Origin of the sequence: Phaeobacter sp. BS52, assembly GCF_045040595.1 — a bacterium.
Lineage (GTDB): Bacteria > Pseudomonadota > Alphaproteobacteria > Rhodobacterales > Rhodobacteraceae > Phaeobacter > Phaeobacter piscinae.
In genome coordinates, this window is sequence record NZ_CP090662.1 from 1,855,346 (window position 1) to 1,874,768 (window position 19,423).

Here is a 19,423-nt window from a genome sequence, read left to right on the forward strand (position 1 = left end):
GCCCGCTTCCCATCTGTCGCAAATTGACGTTTATTGCGCCGCAATAGTGCCGTTGATCTCTCCGGTGCGAAGACAGAAACGGAACTCAGCCCATGCCCCGCGTCCGCAAGACCCGCCTCCCCGACAGTGCCCGTTTGTGGCAGATGGTCTCGCCCGGCGATTTCATCGACGGCTATGCGGTTGAAAGCCCATTGTCCCCGCGGGAGGCTGCCGATATTGGCCTGTCGATGCCGGGATGGGCCTCCGCGCTTTTACGGCTGCGCAACGCGATTGTACGCCCGCTGGGACTAAAAACCGAGGTGAGTGACACCGGCGAAGGCGCGATCTTTCCCGTCACCTTTGAGGACAGCCGCGAATTGATCCTGGGTGCCGATGACAGTCATCTGGATTTCCGCATCACCGTTTTACGCCATGACGGGCAGATTTACATGGCCACCTGGGTACACCGACATAACCTTCTGGGGCGGATCTATCTGGCGCTGGTGATGCCGTTTCACATCCTGATTGTCCGGGACAGCATGCGCCGCATCGCGCGGCACAGCCCCGTGATTGCATCCCAACCACCCGCGCAGTAAGACAGGCCCATCCGCAGCGGCAAAGGGATCCTCCATGCTGAAAACCCGCATTATCCCCTGTCTCGACGTGGCTGATGGCCGCGTGGTCAAAGGTGTAAATTTCGTTGGCCTGCGCGACGCTGGCGATCCTGTTGAGGCCGCCAAGGCCTATGATGCGGCCTAGCGCGGATGAGATCTGCTTTCTCGACATCCACGCGACCCATGAAAACCGCGGCACCATGTTCGATATGGTGCGGCGCACGGCGGAGCAGTGTTTCGTACCGCTCACCGTGGGCGGTGGGGTCCGCACAAAAGAAGACGTGCGTGCCTTGCTCCTGGCTGGGGCCGATAAGGTCTCGTTCAATTCCGCAGCAGTGGCCAATCCGGATGTCATTCGCGAGGCTGCGGATCAGTTCGGCAGCCAGTGCATCGTCTGCGCCATCGACGCCAAAACGGTGGCGCCCGGAAAATGGGAAATCTTCACCCATGGCGGTCGCCGTGAAACCGGCATTGATGCGGTTGAATTCGCCCGGCTCGTAGTGGCCAAAGGTGCGGGAGAGATCCTGCTGACCTCAATGGACCGCGACGGCACCAAATCAGGTTTCAACCTGCCGCTGACCCGCGCGATATCCGATGCCGTCGATGTGCCCGTGATCGCCTCTGGTGGTGTCGGCACGCTGGACCATCTGGTGGAGGGCGTCACCAAGGGCGGTGCCAGCGCGGTTCTGGCGGCCTCCATCTTTCACTTTGGTGAATTCACTGTGCAGGAAGCCAAACAACATATGGCCGCTGCCGGTATCCCGATGAGGCTTACATGACCCTGCTGCACGATCTTGAGACCACTATTCTGTCCCGCAAGGGGGCTGATCCGGACAGCAGCTGGACCGCCAAACTGCTTGCCAAGGGGCCGGAAAAATGTGCCGAGAAATTCGGCGAGGAGGCCATTGAAGCCATCATTGAGGCGGTGAAGGACAACAAGACCGGCCTCGCTTCTGAGGGGGCGGATGTGCTTTATCATTTTCTGGTGATGCTGGCAGCGCGTGATGTGGCGCTGGATGATGTGCTTCAGGTGCTGGCAGATCGTCAGGGTCTGAGTGGCATTGCTGAGAAGGCCGCGCGACCCAAGGGCTGACATAGGGATCTGTGGCTGGTGGGAGCACCGATTTGACCAGCCGCCTCAGAGCTTCGAGGAAATGATCCCGGTGGCAAATCCACCCATGCGCAGCTCTCCGAACAGGCGCTGATATTCGATCTTCGGACAGCGGTTCTGGATCACTGTGACACCACGCGCCTCCGCTTTTGCGGCGGCCTCGGCATGCTCTACGCCGATCTGCATCCAGATCGTCTGCACCCCTTCGCAGACCTCCAGCGCCTCCTCCACGATGGCGGGCACCGCCTCGGAGCGGCGAAAGATGTCGACCATATCGACCGGCTCCTGAATATCACTCAGGCTGGCGTGAATGGTCTGACCAAACAGGGACTTCCCCGCATGGCCCGGGTTCACCGGCAGCACGCGATAGCCCTTGAGGCCGAGATATCGCGCCACATAGTAGCTGGGACGGACCGAATTCGTGGAGACGCCAACCACCGCGATGGTCTTGGTGCGTGTCAGCACACCTTTCAGATGCTGGTCGGTATAGTCTGGCATCGCTCCCCCGTCTGCACTGGTCTCACATCGCCCTGCCAAAGTCGTCTGATGAGCGTTGCGTCAACCCTGACCGTATCGCCTGATGCATTGGGTGCAAGATCAATTGCGTGCTGCAGCCCTGTCAGAAATCACACGCTCCCTACAGAGCAAGAAAAAAGCGCCCGGGATCAGGCCCGGGCGCAAGGTATGGAACGAGGGACAGTGAAAAAGATCTGCGAAGGTTCCAGTTCGCAGTCTGTTAATAATATGGGGTGGGTTGTCGATTTTGAAAGGGAACCTCTCAAATTCGTGACATTTCTCTCGCGCGGCCAGTCACATAGGAACCTGTCGCGGGGCTTTCGCAACTCAGGCAAGAGGCGGTGCCTGCCGGTCACTTCCGCAGGATTTTGGGCCACCGCCCTTCTGCGGCGGCGATCAGCGCTTGCCGCTCGGCCTGCCATGCGGCCAGCGCGCTTGGATTGTTCAGCAGATAAAGCCGACCGTCCGCAATCACCCAAAGCGTCGGATTACCGGGCGCCAGATACCCTTTGGAGAGCGCATATGCGCAATAGCCCCCAAACCGGGGCGCATAGGCGCGGGGGTTCAGCTCAAACCGCTCCTGATTCTGCGAGGAGGCAAAACGCCAGACCGCCCCATGCCACAGGATCGCATGGGTCTGCTGGCCCAGCACGGCCGTCCCATCCTGAAAAAATGCCACCACATCATGGCCACCTGCGGCCACTCCCCTTGGCGCGGAGACCAGCGCCGGGTCAGCGCGGGCTGTCTCAGGCGTCAGCGTCGCCGCCAGAGCGACCACACTGCCGACCGCCAGCACGGCCATCATCGACCTGACCACAGCACCCAGATGCCGGACTTTCCCTTCCCGCAGGCGCGGAATGCGCGACGTCGGGATCGGGTGGGATTGCGGACTGGGCATGGCAGGGCGGCGGGTCACGGGCAGGCGGGGTCCTTCGTCGAGTTGTTCAGTCTTGGCGCGCAGACAGGTGCATGCCCGCGACGGCGTCACGATAAGTCTGCCCGGCAGACCGGCGTCTGCAAAGAGAGGATACGCATTTGTGATAGGCCTGTGAGGGCGCGCTGACATTGTCACGAGAGCGCCTCACAGGCCTGATCGGGGTCGCTGGCACCAATTAGCGAGGCAGCGAGGCGTAGAGCGCAATCGCCGCCGCATTGGAGACATTCAGCGACCCAAAACCACCGGCAGCATCAATCTTGACCAGATGATCCACGGTTTCCTTCGTCTTTTGACGCAGGCCCGGCCCCTCTGCCCCGAGGACCAATGCCACAGGAGCGCTCTTGCGCCCGTCCAGAACCGTTTCGATGGTTTGCTCCGCCTCGCCATCAAGGCCCAGCACCAGAAAGCCCATCCGCTGCAATTCGACAATCGTGTCCGCAAGGTTGCGCATCCGCAGATAGGGTTGGCGCTCCAGCGCACCGCTGGCAGTTTTGGCAAGCGCGCCGGTCTCTGGTGCGGAGTTATGTCGTGTGCCGATGACAGCGCTGGCGCCCAGCACCTCTGCCGAGCGCAGGATCGCGCCAACGTTGTGGGGATCTGTCACCCGGTCCAGCAGCAACACGCGCGGAACCTCCGCGCCGATGCAGTTCTCGTCCAGCCCGCCCCAGTTCAGCGGCTTCACTTCGAGAACGGCGCCCTGGTGGACCGACTGCTTGTCAATCGGCGGGTTGAATTTGCGCGGGTCAATCACCTCTGCCTCAACCCCCGACTGTGCAATGGCATCGGCCAGCTTTGCCTCCGCGTTCTGGGTCACCATCAGTCGGAGTTTTTCACGCTCAGGATTGAGCAGCGCATCGCGCACCGCATGCAGGCCAAACAGCCATACGGTTTCAGCGGAAGCCGCCTTCTTGGCCTGCTCTTTTTCGACGACCCACTTGGGTTTTTTGGACATATTGCTCTCCAGCAGAAAGAAATCAGGACCCGCGTGAAAAACTTGCGTTTTTCCGGTTGACGCCCCTTTGACCTGCTTGTAATCACGCCTCCACATCAGGTGCAACATGCAACTGATTGTGGGCGACAGGCCGCAAGGTGTGGCAGGGGACTGTAACTCCCTCGCGGAGACGCACGCCTGGTTCGATTCCAGGGTCGCCCACCATCTTCTCTCTTTCAACAGTATGAAGCAAGAAGATGGTGGCACTTGCCGCTGGGCGAATATCTTAATCCAACCACCTGATTTATATCATTATTCCTGACTTCACGCACCGACCACCCGCGCCTATACACTCCACTCTCTGATATCATCTGCGGCAGGTACGCCAAACAAACCGGCGTGATATCTCCCACCGGTTTGTTAGATCAGCTGTGCGACTACAGGGATTATCAGCTCTCTTTCGCGGCCTCTTCAACGGCGGAATGGACCCAGTTTACGAGCGCATCAAGATCCGGTTCAGCCTCCTGCGCCAGCCCGTCAGAGAAGTTCTGAAACGCCTCGACATTCATCCGGTTGACGCCAGAAACCACCACCGCTCCGCGCGCCAGCGCCTCGCCGATGACAGGGCGCATTCCGCGCCCGTCCGCCTCATGTTTGCCGAATTTGTTCACCAACAGAACCTGCGGTGCCGGTCCTGCCCCAGCGCCGCCGTGACCTGCCCCACCGCGCGCTCCAATGCCTCCGGGTTGAGACGGCATCCCCGCGCCTCTGGGCCGAGAGATTGCGAAATACGGATGGTCTCACCCAGCCGGCAGGACGCGCACATCCATGTCACACAGCGCGTTGTCATAGCATTCGGTGTTGGTCTGGACGATCCCGGCCAGTCGCAGCCCATCGGCCTGCAACCGCTCTGCCAATGCGCTGAGCAGCTTGTCGGTGGCACCGCGCTCCTGGGTCATGACGTAGGACAGATGCATTGTGGCCTCTTATTTGGTGATTTTCGGCCACAGGCTAGCGCCAAAGCCGCGCAACTGCCAGAGGCGCAATCGTCGCGCGGCCTGCGACTTTGGCCGCAGTGCTGTTCAGACGCGCCGTGCCAACATCAGCACCGGATCATAGGTGAGACACACACCGCCCTGATGGGAAAAACGGCTGCAATAAGCGTCTTCAAACGCCCGAAGCCTGCCACGGCTCCAGCCACCGCGCGACTGGCCGTTCACACCGGTGTCCCGCAGATGGCGCAGCACCGCCCGCGGAGTGTCAAACCTGAGGACGATCGGCGCCTGTCGCAGTTCGATCAGCCGCAGACCCTGAGGCAGCACCCCCGCCCATTGGTGGTGGTCCATATAGTTTGGGGCTGCCGCATCAGAGCCGAGTGCGACCAATTCATGAAAATGCGCCGAGCCGAAACCGGAGAGCGCGAGCCAGCCACCGGGGCACAGCGCAGCCTCAAATCGGCGCAGCAGACCTGGCAGGTCGCTGACCCACTGCACAACAGAGGCCGCTGCGATCAGGTCTAGCGGCTCGGGCAGGCAGATGTCCTCAATTCGCCCTGGGAGGAAACTTGCGGATTTCCCCCGTGCCTTCAGGATCGGCAGCAAACCGGCCTCCGCCTCAGGCAGCAGATCGTTGAGCGTGAGGCGCGAAACCGAGAGATCCCGCAGCAGCGCATCGGTCAGATGGCCAGTCCCGGCCCCAAATTCAAACAGATGCGAAAACGGTGTCTGACCCACGTGTTTGGCCAAAAGCGCCGAAAGTTCGGCTGCAATCTGCGCCTGCGCAGACGCCGCACCGTGATAGCTGCCCAGCCCCCGGCGAAAGGCGCGCGCCACACGGGCGGCATCAACAGCTGGGGGTGTCAGATCTTTCATGGGATCAGGGCCTGCCAGCTGTCGAAGTGATCAAAGGGGGCATGGGCCGCCGCGGGCAGTTCCCGAAGTGGCGCACCTTCCCAGGCCCGGTGCTGATTGGCAGGCGGAAAAATTCGATCCCGCCCCGCGATCCAGACCTGATCGAAGGCCACGGCGGGGGCCGCGCCGCGCGCAGCAACCGCATGCAGTTCAGCGCGGCGGGCCTCGATGTCGATCACCCTGGGGGGTTGCGGCGCATTGAAGGTCCGGCGCAGGAACTGGGCAAAGCTCGCCTCACTCAGCCCTTCCGCCGTTTTGGCCATCACATCTGGCGGGATACCGTGCCCTGCATCCACCGGCGCAAGGGTTCCGTTGACTGCAACTTTGCGGCCAAAGGGATCGGTGCGCCCCTCCTGCCAATGGGCATAGGCTGCAACGCCAAAAGACCACGCCAGAAGGGTGACATGGTCGTAACCCGACATATCGGGAAGGTCTGCATCAAGGCCGCGGTAATCACTGACAAAAAGGATGTCCTGAGGGCCTGTGAGATGATCAAACACATCCGGCCCCACAGCCCAGCCGCCAAAGACCACGATGGCCTCAGCTGCCTGATCCTGTTTGAGCCAGCGGAAATCCATTTACAGCTCCCGCGCCAGCCGCAGCATGCCTGCGGTGATCCGGCTCAGCTGCTCTGGCGAGGTGATGAACGGCGGCATGGTATAGATGTTCTTGCCGAAGGGACGCAGGAACACGCCCATTTCATGCGCCCGGGCGTGGGCCTCATCCGCAGACACCGCGTGTTTCATCTCGATGACGCCAATCGCGCCCAGCACCCGCACATCCGCCACATTGGGCAGATCGCGCGCCGGTGCCAGCTCAGCCTGCATCTGCTCTGCGATCGCAGAGACGGTGCCGCGCCAGTCTTGAGTTTCGGGGGCCTGCCCGGTCAGCAAATCCAGCGAGGCCTTGGCCGCCGCACAGGCCAGCGGATTGGCCATATAGGTCGGCCCATGCATGAAGATGCCAGGGTTGCTGCCGCCGATGCCCTCCGCGACGCGGTCGTTGGTCATGGTGCAGGCGAATGAGATATGGCCGCCCGTCAGCCCCTTGCCCAAACAGATGATATCCGGTTGGACCGTGCAGAAATTGGTGGCAAACAACTCACCGGTGCGGCCAAAGCCGGTGGCAATCTCGTCGAAAATCAGCAGGACACCCAGTTCATCGCACAAGGCACGGGCCTGGTTCAGGTATTCCGGGTGATAGAAATACATGCCGCCGGTACCCTGCACCACGGGTTCCAGAATAAAGGCAGCGATCTTGTCCCGCCCGGCCTCCAGCACGCTGCGCAGCTCACCCAGCCCGTTCAGCGTCGGGTCCTCCACCCATTCTTCATGGATACGGATGGGCGGGCGCGAAACGAAATGCTGCACGCTCAGCGCGCCCTGAAACAGGTGGTGCATGCCGGTGTCCGGGTCGCAGACGCTCATCGCCTTCCAGGTGTCGCCGTGATAACCGGAGCGGATGGTGGCAAACTCCTTGCGCGCTCGGCTGGCCGATGGCATGCTGGTATTGCACCGCCATTTTCATCGCCACCTCGACCGAGACCGAGCCAGAGTCGCAGTAGAAGATGCGCGTCAGGCTTACGGGCGTGATCTCCAAGAGCTTGCGGCCCAAGTCGATCGCCGGATCATGGGTCAGCCCGCCGAACATCACATGCGGCAGGGTGTCGAGCTGGTCGTGGATAGCCGATGTGATCGCCGGGTGCCTGTGGCCGTGCATCATGCACCACCACGACGACATGGCATCAATCAGCCGGGTGCCATCGTCGAGCGTGATGTGGACGCCCGCGCTTTCCTTCACCACGAAGGTCGGGCCGGGTCTGGCGACATTGGTGTAGGGATGCCAGAGGTGCTGCTGGTCGAACTCCAGCTGGCTGAGGTCAGCAGCGCTCATCCCAAGGCCTCCTTGATCAGGTCTATGCGGATACTGGCCTGGAAGGCCACGGCCAAAGCGTCAGAGGTCAGCTCGCCCAGCACCGGCAGACGGCCCAGATGCGCCACCTGACCAAACTGGCAGATGGTTTCTTCAACCGCAGGCTCCGCATCGCCGATAAAGGCCACGCCCACCACCGAGCAGCCCGCGCCGCGCAGGGCCTTTAGCGACAACAGCGTGTGGTTGATCGTGCCCAGCTGCGTCCGCGCGCATAAGATCACCGGCGCGCTCCAGCGGGCAAAAAGGTCAAGATACAGAACCTTGCGGTTCAAGGGAACCATCAGCCCGCCCGCCCCTTCGGCAACCAGCACGCCGTCCACGTGCGGCAAGGCCAGCGTATCGGGGTCGATCTCTACGCCCTCGGCCTCCGCCGATAGATGCGGCGAGGCTGGCAGTTGCAGCAAATACCCTTCAGGCAGCGCCGGACGGCCGGAAAGGCGCGCCACGATCTGGCTGTCGGTTTCCTCTTCCAGCCCCGATTGCACCGGCTTCCAATAGGTGGCGCCCAGTGCCTGCACCAGACCTGCGGAAAAGATGGTCTTGCCGATGCCGGTATCGGTCCCGGTGACGATCAGCGCGCTCATGGGTTAGTCTCCATTTCCCGGGCGAGGTCTTCGAACATTTGGGTGATGACCCCTGCCCCGGTATTCAAAGTAATCGACAGCCGCAGCCGCGAGGTGCCGCGCGGCACCGTCGGCGGGCGGATACCGCGAATATCATAACCCAGCGCCTGCATGGCGGACGCCAGCGCCATGGTGCGCTTATCGTCACCGATCACCACCGGCAGGATCTGGCTTTGGAAACCGTCCAGCCCGCAAAGGCGTTTGGCCTCGCCTTGGGCATGGGTGATCCCCTGCCATGCCTGTTCGCGGCGGCCCGTGTTCTGTTGCAGCTCAGCCAAGGCCGCGCGCACCAGTGCGGCATTCAAGGGCGACGGGGCGGTGGCAAAGATAAACCCGCGCGCCTTGTTGATCAGCGTCTCGATCAGCACCCGCTGGCCGCAGATCAGCGCACCAGAGGCCCCCAGCGCCTTGCCGCAGGTGTGCAGGCTCAGGACATTCGGCCGGTGGGCAAAGTCGTGCGCCAGCCCGCGCCCCAAATCGCCGAACACACCCGTTGAATGCGCCTCATCCACCACCAGCACCGCGCCGTCCGTATCGGCAAGCGCCATCAGCGCATCCAGCGGCGCCAGGTCGCCATCCATGGAATAGACCGCCTCAACCGCGATCCAGACCTGTCCGGTGCCACCAGCAGCGCGCCAGTCCGTCAGCACCCGCGAAGCGTCTTCCGCATCGCCGTGGGCAAAGCTGCGGGTCTCCGCCCGGCCCAGCCGCATCCCGTCATGGGTGCTGGCATGGATCAGCGCATCATACAGCACCAGATCGCCCTGCTGCGGCAGGGTCGAGAAAATCGCCTGATTGGCAGTGAAGCCGCCCCCCATGAAAAGTGCTGCCTCGGTTCCAAAGAACGCCGCCGCCTCAGCTTCCAACTGCTGATGCTCTGCGTCATTGCCGCGCAGCAGGCGCGAACCGCCTGCCCCGACCGGCACTCCGCGCGCCAGCGCATCAACAGCAGCGGTGCGCAGCACATCGCTGCCCGCCAGCCCAAGGTAATCATTGGAGGCAAAGTCATGCCCGTCCCGCGGCATCAGCTGCCGGTAGCGCCCGCGATTGCGCAGCGCTTCCAACGATGTCTCATGCCTCGGGAAGGCCCCCGCCATCAGCGGCTGCCGTCACATCCCACCGCCATCGCGGTGATGCCCAGACGGTCGAACAGCTGCTGGTCCTTGTCCTCTTCCGGGTTGTCGGCGGTCAGCAGCGTGTCACCCACAAAGATCGAGTTGGCCCCGGCAAAGAAGCACATCGCCTGCATCTCGTCCGACATGTCTGTGCGGCCTGCAGACAGGCGCACATGCGATTTCGGCATCAGGATCCGGGCCAGCGCCACGGAGCGGACAAATTCGATCGGATCCAGCTTTTCCACATCCGCCAGCGGCGTGTCGGCAATCGGGATCAGCATGTTCACGGGCACCGAATCCGGGTGCACCTCCAGCGTCGCCAGCGCCAGCATCATGTCGATGCGGTCCAGCTGCTTCTCCCCCATGCCGACGATGCCCCCGGAGCACACCTTGATGCCCGCCTCGCGCACCCGGTTCAGGGTGTCGATACGGTCGGCAAAGGTGCGGGTGGTGATGATCTCGGAGTAGTAACGCTCCGACGTGTCGATGTTGTGGTTGTAGTAGTCGAGACCCGCATCACGCAGGCGGAACACCTGTTCCTCGTCCAGCATGCCCAGGGTCATGCAGGTTTCCATGCCCAGGTCCTTGACCCCCTGCACCATTGCCTCCAGCGCCGCCATGTCGCGGTCCTTGGGCGAGCGCCAGGCGGCACCCATGCAGTAGCGGGTCGCGCCGCTTTCTTTGGCTTTTTTCGCCTCGGCAATCACCCGCTGCACTTCGATCAGCTTGGAGGCCGACAGCTGCGCACCGTTGCGGGCCGACTGCGAGCAATAGGCGCAATCCTCGGCGCAGCCGCCGGTCTTGATGCTGAGCAACTTGGATTTCTGCACCTGATTGGGATCGAAATACTGCCGGTGTACCGAATGCGCCTGAAACAGCAGATCCATTAAAGGCGTGTTGTAAATTGCCTCCGCTTCCTCGCGGGTCCAATCGGTGCGGATGGGTGCAGCGTCCAGCATGCTGTCTCCTGTTCTCTCTACCTGATGGCCATACGCGGATGGCGTTGATGTTTTATAGATAACTTGACGTGCAGCGATCAAGTGCAAAGCTGCGCTGCGGCGAATTCACTCCAACCCCCAGCTAATAACATCACATATCATTGTTACTTAAAGATAATAATAATCTATAAAATAATACATTGACGGAGAGACCATATCTCCCCTACCCCTAAAGCACGCAGGGGAGTCCCGCCAAGGGGACTGAGAGGCGTTTAGGTGCGGGGCATTCCCGAACCGGCGGCGCGACCCTTTGAACCTGACCCAGTTGATACTGGCGTAGGAAGCTAGGCGCGCATGGTTGCGGGACTTGTACACTCCCGGACGTCTTGCGATGACTGAACAAGGGGGCGCTACGCCCTCTGTTTCCCGAGCCAAACCTCATCTGGTGTCTTTTCCAAGTCTAGGCTTCGAGGAGCACCAAAATGAACGTCCCCAATCCCAAGATCACCACAGGCGCATTGCCTGCCTCGCGCAAGATCTATGTCAGCGGCGAAGTCCATCCGGACATCCGCGTGCCCATGCGCGAAATCGCCACCCACCCCACCGCTGGCGAGGCGCCATTGCCGGTCTATGACAGTTCCGGCCCTTACACCGACCCCGATGTGCTGACCGATATCCGCGAGGGCCTGCCGCAGTTGCGCCGTCAGTGGATAGAGGCACGCGGCGACGTCGAAAACTATCAAGGCCGCGATGTGAAGCCTGAGGACAACGGGTTCGTCGAGGGTGACCGTCTGACGCCGGGATTCCCGGTGAAGCCTGCCCCCCTGCGCGGCAAGGACGGCAAGGCACCAACCCAGCTGGCCTATGCCCGTGCCGAGCATCATCACACCGGAGATGGAATATGTTGCCATCCGCGAAAACCAGCTGCGCGAGCTCTCGCCCTGCCACCGCGATGGCAACGACTTTGGTGCCAATATCCCCGATTACGTAACGCCGGAGTTTGTCCGCGATGAGATCGCCGCTAGCCGCGCCATCATCCCCGCAAACATCAACCACCCCGAGATTGAACCGATGGTCATCGGTCGCAATTTCCTGGTGAAGATCAACGCCAATATGGGCACCTCCGCGGTCACCTCCTCGATGGAGGAGGAAGTGGACAAACTGGTCTGGGCGATCCGCTGGGGTGCGGATACGGTGATGGACCTGTCGACGGGGCGCAACATCCACAACACCCGCGAATGGATTGTGCGCAATTCCCCAGTCCCGATCGGCACCGTGCCGATCTATCAGGCGCTGGAGAAGGTGAACGGCATCGCTGAGGATCTGACCTGGGACGTGTTCCGCGACACGCTGATCGAACAGGCTGAACAAGGCGTCGACTATTTCACCATCCATGCCGGCGTGCGGCTGCATATGGTGCCAATGACCGTGGAGCGCGTGACCGGCATCGTGTCGCGCGGCGGCTCGATCATGGCCAAGTGGTGCCTGCATCACCACAAGGAGAGCTTCCTTTATGAACATTTCGAGGACATCTGCGACATCTGCCGCCAGTATGACGTCTCCTTCTCGCTGGGCGATGGCTTGCGCCCCGGCTCCATCGCAGACGCCAATGACGAGGCGCAGTTTGCCGAGCTCGAAACCTTGGGCGAGTTGACCAAGATCGCCTGGGCCAAGGATTGCCAGGTGATGATCGAAGGGCCGGGCCATGTTGCCATGCACAAGATCAAGGAGAATATGGACAAGCAGCTGGAGTGCTGCCACGAGGCACCGTTCTACACGCTGGGGCCGCTGACCACCGACATTGCACCGGGCTATGACCACATCACCAGCGGTATCGGGGCGGCGATGATCGGCTGGTTCGGCTGTGCGATGCTCTGCTACGTGACGCCCAAGGAACACCTTGGCCTGCCGGATCGCGACGACGTGAAAACCGGCGTGATCACCTATAAGATCGCCGCCCATGCAGCCGACCTCGCCAAGGGTCTGCCGGGGGCGCAGCGCCGTGACGATGCCCTCAGTCGCGCGCGGTTCGAGTTCCGCTGGGAGGATCAGTTCAACCTGTCGCTGGATCCGGATACTGCGCGCGAGTTCCACGACCAGACCCTGCCCAAGCAGGCCCATAAAGTGGCGCATTTCTGTTCAATGTGCGGTCCGAAGTTCTGCTCAATGCGGATCAGCCACGACATCCGCGCCGAGGCGCAGAAGGAAGGCATGGAGGCGATGGCCGCCAAGTTTCGCGAAGGCGGCGAACTCTATGTGCCAGCGCCCGAGGCTGCGGAACCGGCGGAATGATCACCATCGCAGGTGCAGGCCTCGCGGGCCTCGCCTGCGCCTATGAACTGGCGCAGCGCGGGGCTGCGGTGCGGGTCTATGAGCGCGCGACAGAGATCGGCGCGGGCAGTGTCTCGCGCTATGCAGGCGGCATGCTGGCACCCTGGTGTGAACGCGAAAGCGCCGAGGAGGAGGTGATCACCCTCGGTGGCCGCGCCATCGACTGGTGGGCCAAGGTCACAACCGTCCACAGGCGCGGCACGCTGGTGGTGGCGCCTGCCCGCGACCGGGCAGAGCTGACCCGCTTTGCCCGTCGCACGACCGGCTATCGGGGGGTTGACGGGGCAGAGATCGCGGCACTGGAACCAGCCCTCACAGGGCGCTTTGCGCAAGGTTTGTTCTTCGAACAGGAGGCGCACCTGGATCCGCGTCGCGCCATCCGGGATCTGGCCGCTGCGGCCGCCGCGCTGGGGGCGGAAATCTACCTTGGCACGGATGCCCCCGGCTCTGTTGATCTGGATTGCAGGGGCATCGCCGCGGCAGGGCAACTGCCAGATCTGCGCCCTGTGCGCGGCGAGATGGCGATCCTGCATTGCCCGGAGGTGAAGATCAGTCGCACGCTTCGGCTGCTCCATCCGCGAATGCCGCTCTACCTGGTGCCGCGGGGCGACAGCCTGTTCATGATCGGCGGCACGATGATTGAGAGCACATCGACGCGCGCAATTTCCCTGCGCTCGCTCAGTGAGTTGCTGAACGCCGCCTTCACCCTGCACCCCGGGTTTGCCGAGGCCAGCGTGGTGGAAACCGGCGCAGGTCTGCGCCCCGCCTTCCCCGATAATCTGCCCCGCCTTCATCAGGACGGCGGGACGCTTTTCCTCAATGGGCTGTACCGCCACGGATTTCTGCTGGCGCCCGCCATGGCGCAGTATGTGGCAAACCGCCTGAGACCGGAGACACAGGATGAAAATCACCGTCAACGCCAAACCGCATGAGGTCCGCGCGGGCACTCTCGACGAGGCGCTGCACCAGCTAGGCTATGCCCAGTCCGCAGTTGCAACCGCCGTCAACGGACACTTCGTGGCCCGCGCTGCCCGCCCCAAAACTCAACTGGCGGAGGGGGATCGGCTGGAGATCCTCACGCCGATGCAAGGGGGCTGAACCATGCAACTCTATGGTCAGGACATCACCTCACGCCTGTTGTTGGGGACCGCGCAATACCCCTCACCCAGCGTTCTGAACGCGGCAATCAAAAGCAGCGCCAGCGAAATCATCACGGTGTCGCTGCGACGGGAAACGGCGGAGGGCACCGGCGCCGGGTTTTGGGATCAGCTGCGGACATTGAACTGTCGCATCCTACCCAACACAGCCGGGTGCCATTCTGTGCAGGAGGCCGTGACCACCGCCCATATGGCGCGCGAACTGTTTGACACCCCGTGGATCAAACTGGAGGTGATCGGCCATTCCGACACGCTGCAGCCCGATGTGTTTGCGCTGGTGGAGGCCGCGCGCGTGCTGTCTGATGACGGGTTTCAGGTGTTTCCCTACACGACCGATGATCTGGTGGTGGGTGAAAAGCTGCTGGAGGCAGGCTGCGAGGTGTTGATGCCCTGGGGCGCGCCGATTGGATCCGGTCAGGGCCTGCGCAACCCCGATGCGCTGCGCGCAATGCGGGCGCATTTTCCCGATGTTCCTTTGATCGTCGATGCGGGCATCGGCCGCCCCTCTGATGCCACTCAGGCAATGGAACTGGGAATGGATGCGGTGCTGCTGAATACGGCAGTGGCAAAGGCCGGAGACCCTGCTTAGCATGGCCCGTGCCATCGCACTCGCGATTGAGGCTTAGCCGTGGAGGGTATCTGGCTGACCCGATGGAACGCCGCGATATGGCCGTACCCTCCACCCCTGTTCTTGGCCTCGCCGCGCTGAGCTGAGCCCCCTCAATTTGGAGACGACAATGGAGCGTTTTTACCTGATCGTTGGCCATGTCAGCCAACTGGAACTGCTGGTGCCGCATGGGGTCCGACTGGTGCAGCTGCGGCTGAAGGATCTGCCAGAGCAGGAGCTCCGCCGCCAGATCGCGCGGGCGCGGGATTTCTGTGCGGTGCATGGCGCACAGCTGGTGGTCAATGACCATTGGCAGGCCGCGCTGGACCTGAATTGCGGATTTGTCCATCTGGGGCAGGATGACATGGACAGCGCCGATTTTGCCGCGCTGCGTCGCAAGGGCGTACGGTTTGGCCTGTCGACCCATGATGAGGCGGAACTGGAGCGCGCCTTCGCGTTTGAGCCGGATTATATTGCCCTTGGCCCAGTGTATGAAACTCTGCTGAAGAAGATGAAATGGGCGCCACAAGGCTTGGATCGCCTGCGGCGCTGGAAGGAAATGGCGGGCGACACACCTCTGGTCGCCATTGGCGGGCTGACGCCCGAACGCCTGCCCGGTGTCTTTGCTGCGGGCGCAGACAGCGCCGCGGTGGTCACCGATATCCAGCAGGCCCCTGATCCGGAGGCGCGCACCCGCGAATGGATCAAGGCCTGTGCCACATGAGTCGCTTTGACCGTCAGATTGCCCTGCCCGAGGTGGGGGCGGAAGGACAGGCAAAGCTCGCAGCCGCCCATGTTCTGGTGGTCGGGGCTGGCGGGCTGGGCAGCCCCGTCCTGCAATATCTCGCCGGGGCTGGACTGGGTGAAATCACGGTGATGGATGGCGACAGTGTGGAGGCCACGAACCTGCCGCGCCAACCCCTGTATACGCCCGCAGATATCGGCCGCTACAAAGTTGACGCCGCCCGCGAAAGGCTGCGCGCCATGGCGCCCGAATTGCGCCTGCATCCCCATGCGCGAGATCTCACCCCCGACAATGTCACAGCTGCGGTGACACCGGTGGATCTGGTGATTGATGCCGCCGACAGCCACGCGGTGTCATATACGTTGTCAGATTGTTGCCAGCGGCTGGGACGAGATTTGATCTCTGCTTCGGCGCTGGCACAATCGGGCTATGTCGGCGTGTTCTGCGGCGGCGGCCCGTCGCTGCGCGCGGTCTTCCCTGACCCGCCCAGCAGTGCCGCCACCTGCGCCAGTTCCGGCATTATGGGGCCGGTTGTCGGCGTGATTGGCGCCTGGCAAGCACAGTTGGCGCTGAAACTGTTGCTCAACCACCAGCCGACCCCGCGCGGGCGCCTCTTCAGCATGGACTTCGCAGGGCTGCAGATGGGTGGTTTTGATTTCAGCACTGCAGAGGAGCCATCCCGCCCCGTCCCCTTCATCGGACGGAACGCGATCACCGATGAGGATTACGTGGTTGAGTTGCGCCCCGAACAAGAAGCCCCGACACCCGCCGTCCGCGCTGCCGTTCGTATCCTGCCGGAGGCCTTGCGTGCAAGCGATCTGCCCCGTGATCGCCGCGTGGTGCTGGCCTGTCACAGTGGCCTGCGCGCTTGGCGCATGGCGGCTGAGATTGCCCCGGAGTTCGCCGGAGAAATTGTCCTGCTGGCTGCGGGTCGGCGCGGATGAGCGCGCTTCTGATCATCGCTGGAACCGACAGCAGCGGCGGTGCGGGATTGACCCGAGACATCGCCGCGGCCACTGCAATGGCGCAGCTGCTGCCGCCATTTGCACAGCGAACGCCCGCGTTGCGGCCGGTGGTGACGGCGATCACAGTCCAGACGGATACGGCGCTGGAGGAGATCCAGCCGACACGGCCCGAGACCATCCAAAGCCAGATACGCGCCGCCGCCGCGACCGGGCCGATTTCTGCAGTAAAAATCGGTATGGTCGGCAGCGCAATGGCCGCCGAAGTCATCGCCAAGGCGCTGGTCCACTCCGTGCCCGAAACATGCCCGGTTGTGCTGGATCCCGTGCTGCGCAGCAGTTCCGGTGGCCAGTTGATGCAGGCCGCAGACCTCAAACCGCTGATTGCGCGCGCCACTCTCATCACCCCTAATCTGCAAGAGGCCGCTCAGCTTGCCCCCTCCGCCAGCAACCGGCACCCCGACAGGCCTGAGGCATCCGGCATCTCATTGCAGGCCCGCCAGTTGCAGCAGGCCCGTGAGTTGCAGCAGGCGGGCGCCGATGCGGTGCTGATCAAAGGCGGACACGGAGGCGGGGCCATGGCGGTTGACCAGCTCTTTTTTGGCGACACGCATGTGCGCTACGACAGACCACGGCTGCCACGCAGCAGGCGTGGCACCGGCTGCACCCTCGCGACGGCAATTGCCGTACAGCTGATGGCGGGTCGGAGGTTGGAACAGGCCTGCGCCCATGCCGGCGATTATGTGCATGAATGTCTGAAGGAAGGCGCGGCCTGAACCGCCCCGCTCAGACCAGACAGACCAGCGCTGCCAGATCTCGCTTTCGGAGCGCCGTGGAACCGCACCCTGGTTGCGTACCATCTCGCGCGTCTTTGCCTCGGCTTGCTCTTGCGGCTTGGACAGCGCCATTCACTGCCGACGGACACATCAGCCGGAACCAGCGGCACGGAAACACCGCGCCGAACTGATCCGGCGCGGTGTTTTTCTAATCGGCCTAATTCCGAGCCTGAGCTGACCTCACTTGGCTTGGAATTGGGGTTGGCGGCTTTTGGCGGGATCAGAAATCCTGCCAGATGTCCTTGGCGGCATTGCCGCTGGTGCTTGCGGCTGCGGGGGCTGGCTGCGGTGTGACAGCCTCAAGATCCCAATCATCGCCATGAGCACTGGGGGCACTGGGGGTGGCATCCTGCGGTGCAACCGGGCTCCGGGTTGGCGCCGGGGCCGCTGCGGGTTTGCGGGCTGGGGCCGCCGTCTGCCCGCCGCCTGCTGCGACACGGAAATGGGCAACCAGGTCGGCCAGTTTGCTGGCATCCGCATTCAACATGTGACCGGCGGCGGTGGCCTCTTCAACCATGGCGGCATTCTGCTGGGTGACCTGATCCAGCTGGGTCACGCCGGTGTTGATCTCATGCAGGCCGGTAGATTGCTCGCTGGCCCCGGTTGCGATGCCGGACACCAGTTGCGAGATATGGCTGACCCGCTCGACAATGCCCTGAAGCGCATCGCCGGTTTTGCCAACCAGATCCACGCCACGCTCCACCTGTTTGGTGCTGTCGCCGATCAGGGTCTTGATTTCCATCGCGGCATCCGAGGAGCGCTGCGCCAGGGCCCGCACCTCGCTGGCGACCACGGCAAAGCCCTTGCCCGCCTCGCCAGCACGTGCGGCTTCCACCCCGGCATTGAGCGCCAGGAGGTTGGTCTGAAAGGCGATGTCATCAATCACACTGATGATCTGCGAGATATGGCTTGAGGATTGTTCGATCTCGGTCATGGCAGAAACTGCGCTCTGGACCACTTCGCCGCTGGTTTCGGCCTCCTGTTTGGCCTCCTGCATGATGCTTTCGACGCTGCGCGCGCCTTCGGCGGCGGATTTCACGCTGGCCGTCATCTCATCCAGAGCGGCGGCGGTTTCCTCCAGCGTGGCGGCCTGGCTTTCGGTGCGGTTGGACAGATCGTCAGAGGCCTGGCTGATTTCATTTGCGCCACTGCGAATGCTCTCGGCTGTGTCAATCACCTGGGTGACCGTGGAGCCAAGGGTTTCCGCCGTGCGGTTGAAATCACGCTGCAGCTGGGCGTAATCCTCCGGCAGGTTTTCATTGATGCGAACGGTCAGATCTCCCTGTGACAGCGTCGCCAAGCGACTGGAGATAACCTGCACCACATCAGCACGCTCCGCATCGCGGGCCTGTTGATGGCCTTTCATCTCCTCCTGCTGCTCCAGTTTCTCGCGGAACGCTTCCAGCGTGCGGGCCATTTCGCCGATTTCGCTGCGGGCCTGCGTGTAGGGAACATCCGCATGGGTTTCGCCCTCTGCCATGGAGGCCATCCGCGCCTTCAGCCCATTGATCGGCCCCGTAACACTGCGCAACAGGACGGTCGAAGCAATCATCAGCAGAACCAGGCTCACGCCAAGGGTGATCATCGATTCGATCCGCATCTGCGCGAGGTCCGCCTGAATGTCAGACACATAAGATCCCGTGCCGATGATCCAGCCCCAGGGTTCAAACGCCTGCACATAGCCGATTTTCTGTTCTGGCGTGGTCTGCCCTGGTTTCTGGAACCAATAGCGGACAGATCCAGCACCGTCGCTGGCGGCAACCTTGCCGAGTTCCTGGAAAACCTTCATGCCCTTCACGTCTTCGAAACCGGACCGGTCGGTGCCCACCCAATCGGGCACCATCGGATGCGCCCGCACAACCAGGTCCTGGTCGAAGGCAAAGAGATACCCGGACGTCTCGAAGCGGATTTTTTCAATCACTTCACGCCCCTGCGCGCGCGCCTCATCGGCGGTAAGGTCACCCGACTGCACCTGAGCCTCAAGATCGGCAAGCAGGCTGATGGACGTGTCAATGATGTTGTTTAGTTCACGGTCACGCATGGCATAGGCATTATCGACCGCGCGCGACAGCAGCAGAACGGTCAACAGCACGGAAAGTGCGAGCGCCATCGCCACCACTGCGTAGATACGGATGGGAAGACGAAAGAATATGGACGGCATCGGTCACTTGGTCCTTTG

The 19,423-nt window shown here is 62.5% G+C and carries 16 protein-coding genes, 1 tRNA gene, 5 pseudogenes and 1 riboswitch; of the genes and pseudogenes, 11 read left to right on the forward strand and 11 right to left on the reverse strand.

The window, feature by feature from the left end:
- Positions 1 to 92 precede the first annotated feature (92 nt).
- The 3 genes and pseudogenes from L0Z65_RS08990 (at position 93) to L0Z65_RS09000 (ending at position 1,686) form a co-directional block, all read left to right on the forward strand.
- Positions 93 to 575: a DUF2867 domain-containing protein gene (locus L0Z65_RS08990; protein WP_118067508.1), complete on the forward strand. Its 483-nt coding sequence runs from the start codon at positions 93 to 95 to the stop codon at positions 573 to 575.
- 34 nt (positions 576 to 609) lie between these two features.
- A pseudogene (hisF, locus tag L0Z65_RS08995) lies at positions 610 to 1,372 on the forward strand (imidazole glycerol phosphate synthase subunit HisF).
- Positions 1,369 to 1,686, forward strand: coding sequence for a phosphoribosyl-ATP diphosphatase (locus L0Z65_RS09000; RefSeq protein WP_014874045.1), 318 nt, complete (start codon positions 1,369 to 1,371; stop codon positions 1,684 to 1,686). Before hisF ends, L0Z65_RS09000 begins: the two are co-directional and overlap by 4 nt.
- Positions 1,687 to 1,731: 45 nt before the next feature.
- On the opposite strand, the gene L0Z65_RS09005 is transcribed toward L0Z65_RS09000, so the two are convergent.
- From L0Z65_RS09005 to rlmB, 3 genes are all read right to left on the reverse strand, one after another.
- Positions 1,732 to 2,202: a CoA-binding protein gene (locus tag L0Z65_RS09005; protein ID WP_405106935.1), complete on the reverse strand. Its 471-nt coding sequence runs from the start codon at positions 2,200 to 2,202 to the stop codon at positions 1,732 to 1,734.
- A 370-nt stretch (positions 2,203 to 2,572) separates the two neighbouring features.
- Positions 2,573 to 3,136, reverse strand: a complete 564-nt coding sequence (locus tag L0Z65_RS09010; RefSeq protein WP_254683090.1) for a YHS domain-containing (seleno)protein — start codon at positions 3,134 to 3,136, stop codon at positions 2,573 to 2,575.
- Between the two features lie 196 nt (positions 3,137 to 3,332).
- Entirely contained in the window at positions 3,333 to 4,109 is a 777-nt protein-coding gene (gene rlmB, locus L0Z65_RS09015) for a 23S rRNA (guanosine(2251)-2'-O)-methyltransferase RlmB (protein WP_405106938.1), read from the reverse strand.
- Positions 4,110 to 4,229: 120 nt separating this feature from the next.
- On the opposite strand from rlmB, the gene L0Z65_RS09020 reads away from it, so the two are divergent.
- Positions 4,230 to 4,313, forward strand: a tRNA-Tyr gene (locus tag L0Z65_RS09020).
- 224 nt (positions 4,314 to 4,537) lie between these two features.
- On the opposite strand, the pseudogene L0Z65_RS09025 reads toward L0Z65_RS09020, so the two are convergent.
- The 7 genes and pseudogenes from L0Z65_RS09025 to bioB form a co-directional block, all read right to left on the reverse strand.
- Positions 4,538 to 5,065: pseudogene (locus tag L0Z65_RS09025) on the reverse strand (DUF2478 domain-containing protein).
- 105 nt (positions 5,066 to 5,170) lie between these two features.
- Positions 5,171 to 5,959, reverse strand: coding sequence for a methyltransferase (locus L0Z65_RS09030; RefSeq protein ID WP_102897386.1), 789 nt, complete (start codon positions 5,957 to 5,959; stop codon positions 5,171 to 5,173).
- Complete coding sequence (locus L0Z65_RS09035; protein ID WP_102897387.1) at positions 5,956 to 6,576, reverse strand: pimeloyl-ACP methyl esterase BioG family protein; 621 nt, start codon at positions 6,574 to 6,576, stop codon at positions 5,956 to 5,958. The genes L0Z65_RS09030 and L0Z65_RS09035 overlap by 4 nt, the downstream gene beginning before the upstream one ends.
- A pseudogene (bioA, locus tag L0Z65_RS09040) lies at positions 6,577 to 7,891 on the reverse strand (adenosylmethionine--8-amino-7-oxononanoate transaminase).
- Positions 7,888 to 8,514: a dethiobiotin synthase gene (bioD, locus tag L0Z65_RS09045; protein ID WP_405106942.1), complete on the reverse strand. Its 627-nt coding sequence runs from the start codon at positions 8,512 to 8,514 to the stop codon at positions 7,888 to 7,890. Before bioD ends, bioA begins: the two are co-directional and overlap by 4 nt.
- The gene (locus tag L0Z65_RS09050) at positions 8,511 to 9,650 is read right to left on the reverse strand and encodes an 8-amino-7-oxononanoate synthase (RefSeq protein ID WP_405106945.1); all 1,140 of its coding nucleotides are present in this window, start codon (positions 9,648 to 9,650) and stop codon (positions 8,511 to 8,513) included. The genes bioD and L0Z65_RS09050 overlap by 4 nt, the downstream gene beginning before the upstream one ends.
- Entirely contained in the window at positions 9,650 to 10,627 is a 978-nt protein-coding gene (gene bioB, locus L0Z65_RS09055) for a biotin synthase BioB (protein ID WP_405106948.1), read from the reverse strand. Before bioB ends, L0Z65_RS09050 begins: the two co-directional genes overlap by 1 nt.
- Before the next feature lie 209 nt (positions 10,628 to 10,836).
- A riboswitch (TPP riboswitch) is annotated at positions 10,837 to 10,966 on the forward strand.
- A 122-nt stretch (positions 10,967 to 11,088) separates the two neighbouring features.
- Between bioB and thiC the strand changes: the two are divergent.
- The 7 genes and pseudogenes from thiC to L0Z65_RS09090 all read left to right on the forward strand — a co-directional run bounded on the left by thiC (position 11,089) and on the right by L0Z65_RS09090 (position 17,184).
- A pseudogene (gene thiC, locus L0Z65_RS09060) lies at positions 11,089 to 12,898 on the forward strand (phosphomethylpyrimidine synthase ThiC).
- Positions 12,895 to 13,869 (forward strand): FAD-dependent oxidoreductase, encoded by a 975-nt coding sequence (locus L0Z65_RS09065; RefSeq protein ID WP_405106951.1) that lies wholly within the window; start codon positions 12,895 to 12,897, stop codon positions 13,867 to 13,869. The pseudogene thiC and the gene L0Z65_RS09065 overlap by 4 nt, the downstream one beginning before the upstream one ends.
- The gene (thiS, locus tag L0Z65_RS09070) at positions 13,838 to 14,035 is read left to right on the forward strand and encodes a sulfur carrier protein ThiS (RefSeq protein ID WP_040174277.1); all 198 of its coding nucleotides are present in this window, start codon (positions 13,838 to 13,840) and stop codon (positions 14,033 to 14,035) included. Before L0Z65_RS09065 ends, thiS begins: the two co-directional genes overlap by 32 nt.
- A 3-nt stretch (positions 14,036 to 14,038) precedes the next feature.
- A pseudogene (locus L0Z65_RS09075) lies at positions 14,039 to 14,808 on the forward strand (thiazole synthase).
- A 23-nt stretch (positions 14,809 to 14,831) separates the two neighbouring features.
- Complete coding sequence (locus tag L0Z65_RS09080; RefSeq protein WP_405106954.1) at positions 14,832 to 15,425, forward strand: thiamine phosphate synthase; 594 nt, start codon at positions 14,832 to 14,834, stop codon at positions 15,423 to 15,425.
- Positions 15,401 to 16,390 carry a ThiF family adenylyltransferase gene (locus L0Z65_RS09085; protein ID WP_405106957.1) on the forward strand — a complete coding sequence of 330 codons (990 nt, stop codon included), beginning with the start codon at positions 15,401 to 15,403 and terminating at the stop codon, positions 16,388 to 16,390. Before L0Z65_RS09080 ends, L0Z65_RS09085 begins: the two co-directional genes overlap by 25 nt.
- Positions 16,387 to 17,184, forward strand: a complete 798-nt coding sequence (locus L0Z65_RS09090) for a hydroxymethylpyrimidine/phosphomethylpyrimidine kinase (protein ID WP_405106960.1) — start codon at positions 16,387 to 16,389, stop codon at positions 17,182 to 17,184. Before L0Z65_RS09085 ends, L0Z65_RS09090 begins: the two co-directional genes overlap by 4 nt.
- 280 nt (positions 17,185 to 17,464) lie before the next feature.
- On the opposite strand, the gene L0Z65_RS09095 is transcribed toward L0Z65_RS09090, so the two are convergent.
- Positions 17,465 to 19,405, reverse strand: a complete 1,941-nt coding sequence (locus L0Z65_RS09095) for a methyl-accepting chemotaxis protein (RefSeq protein WP_405106963.1) — start codon at positions 19,403 to 19,405, stop codon at positions 17,465 to 17,467.
- Between the last annotated feature and the right edge of the window lie 18 nt (positions 19,406 to 19,423).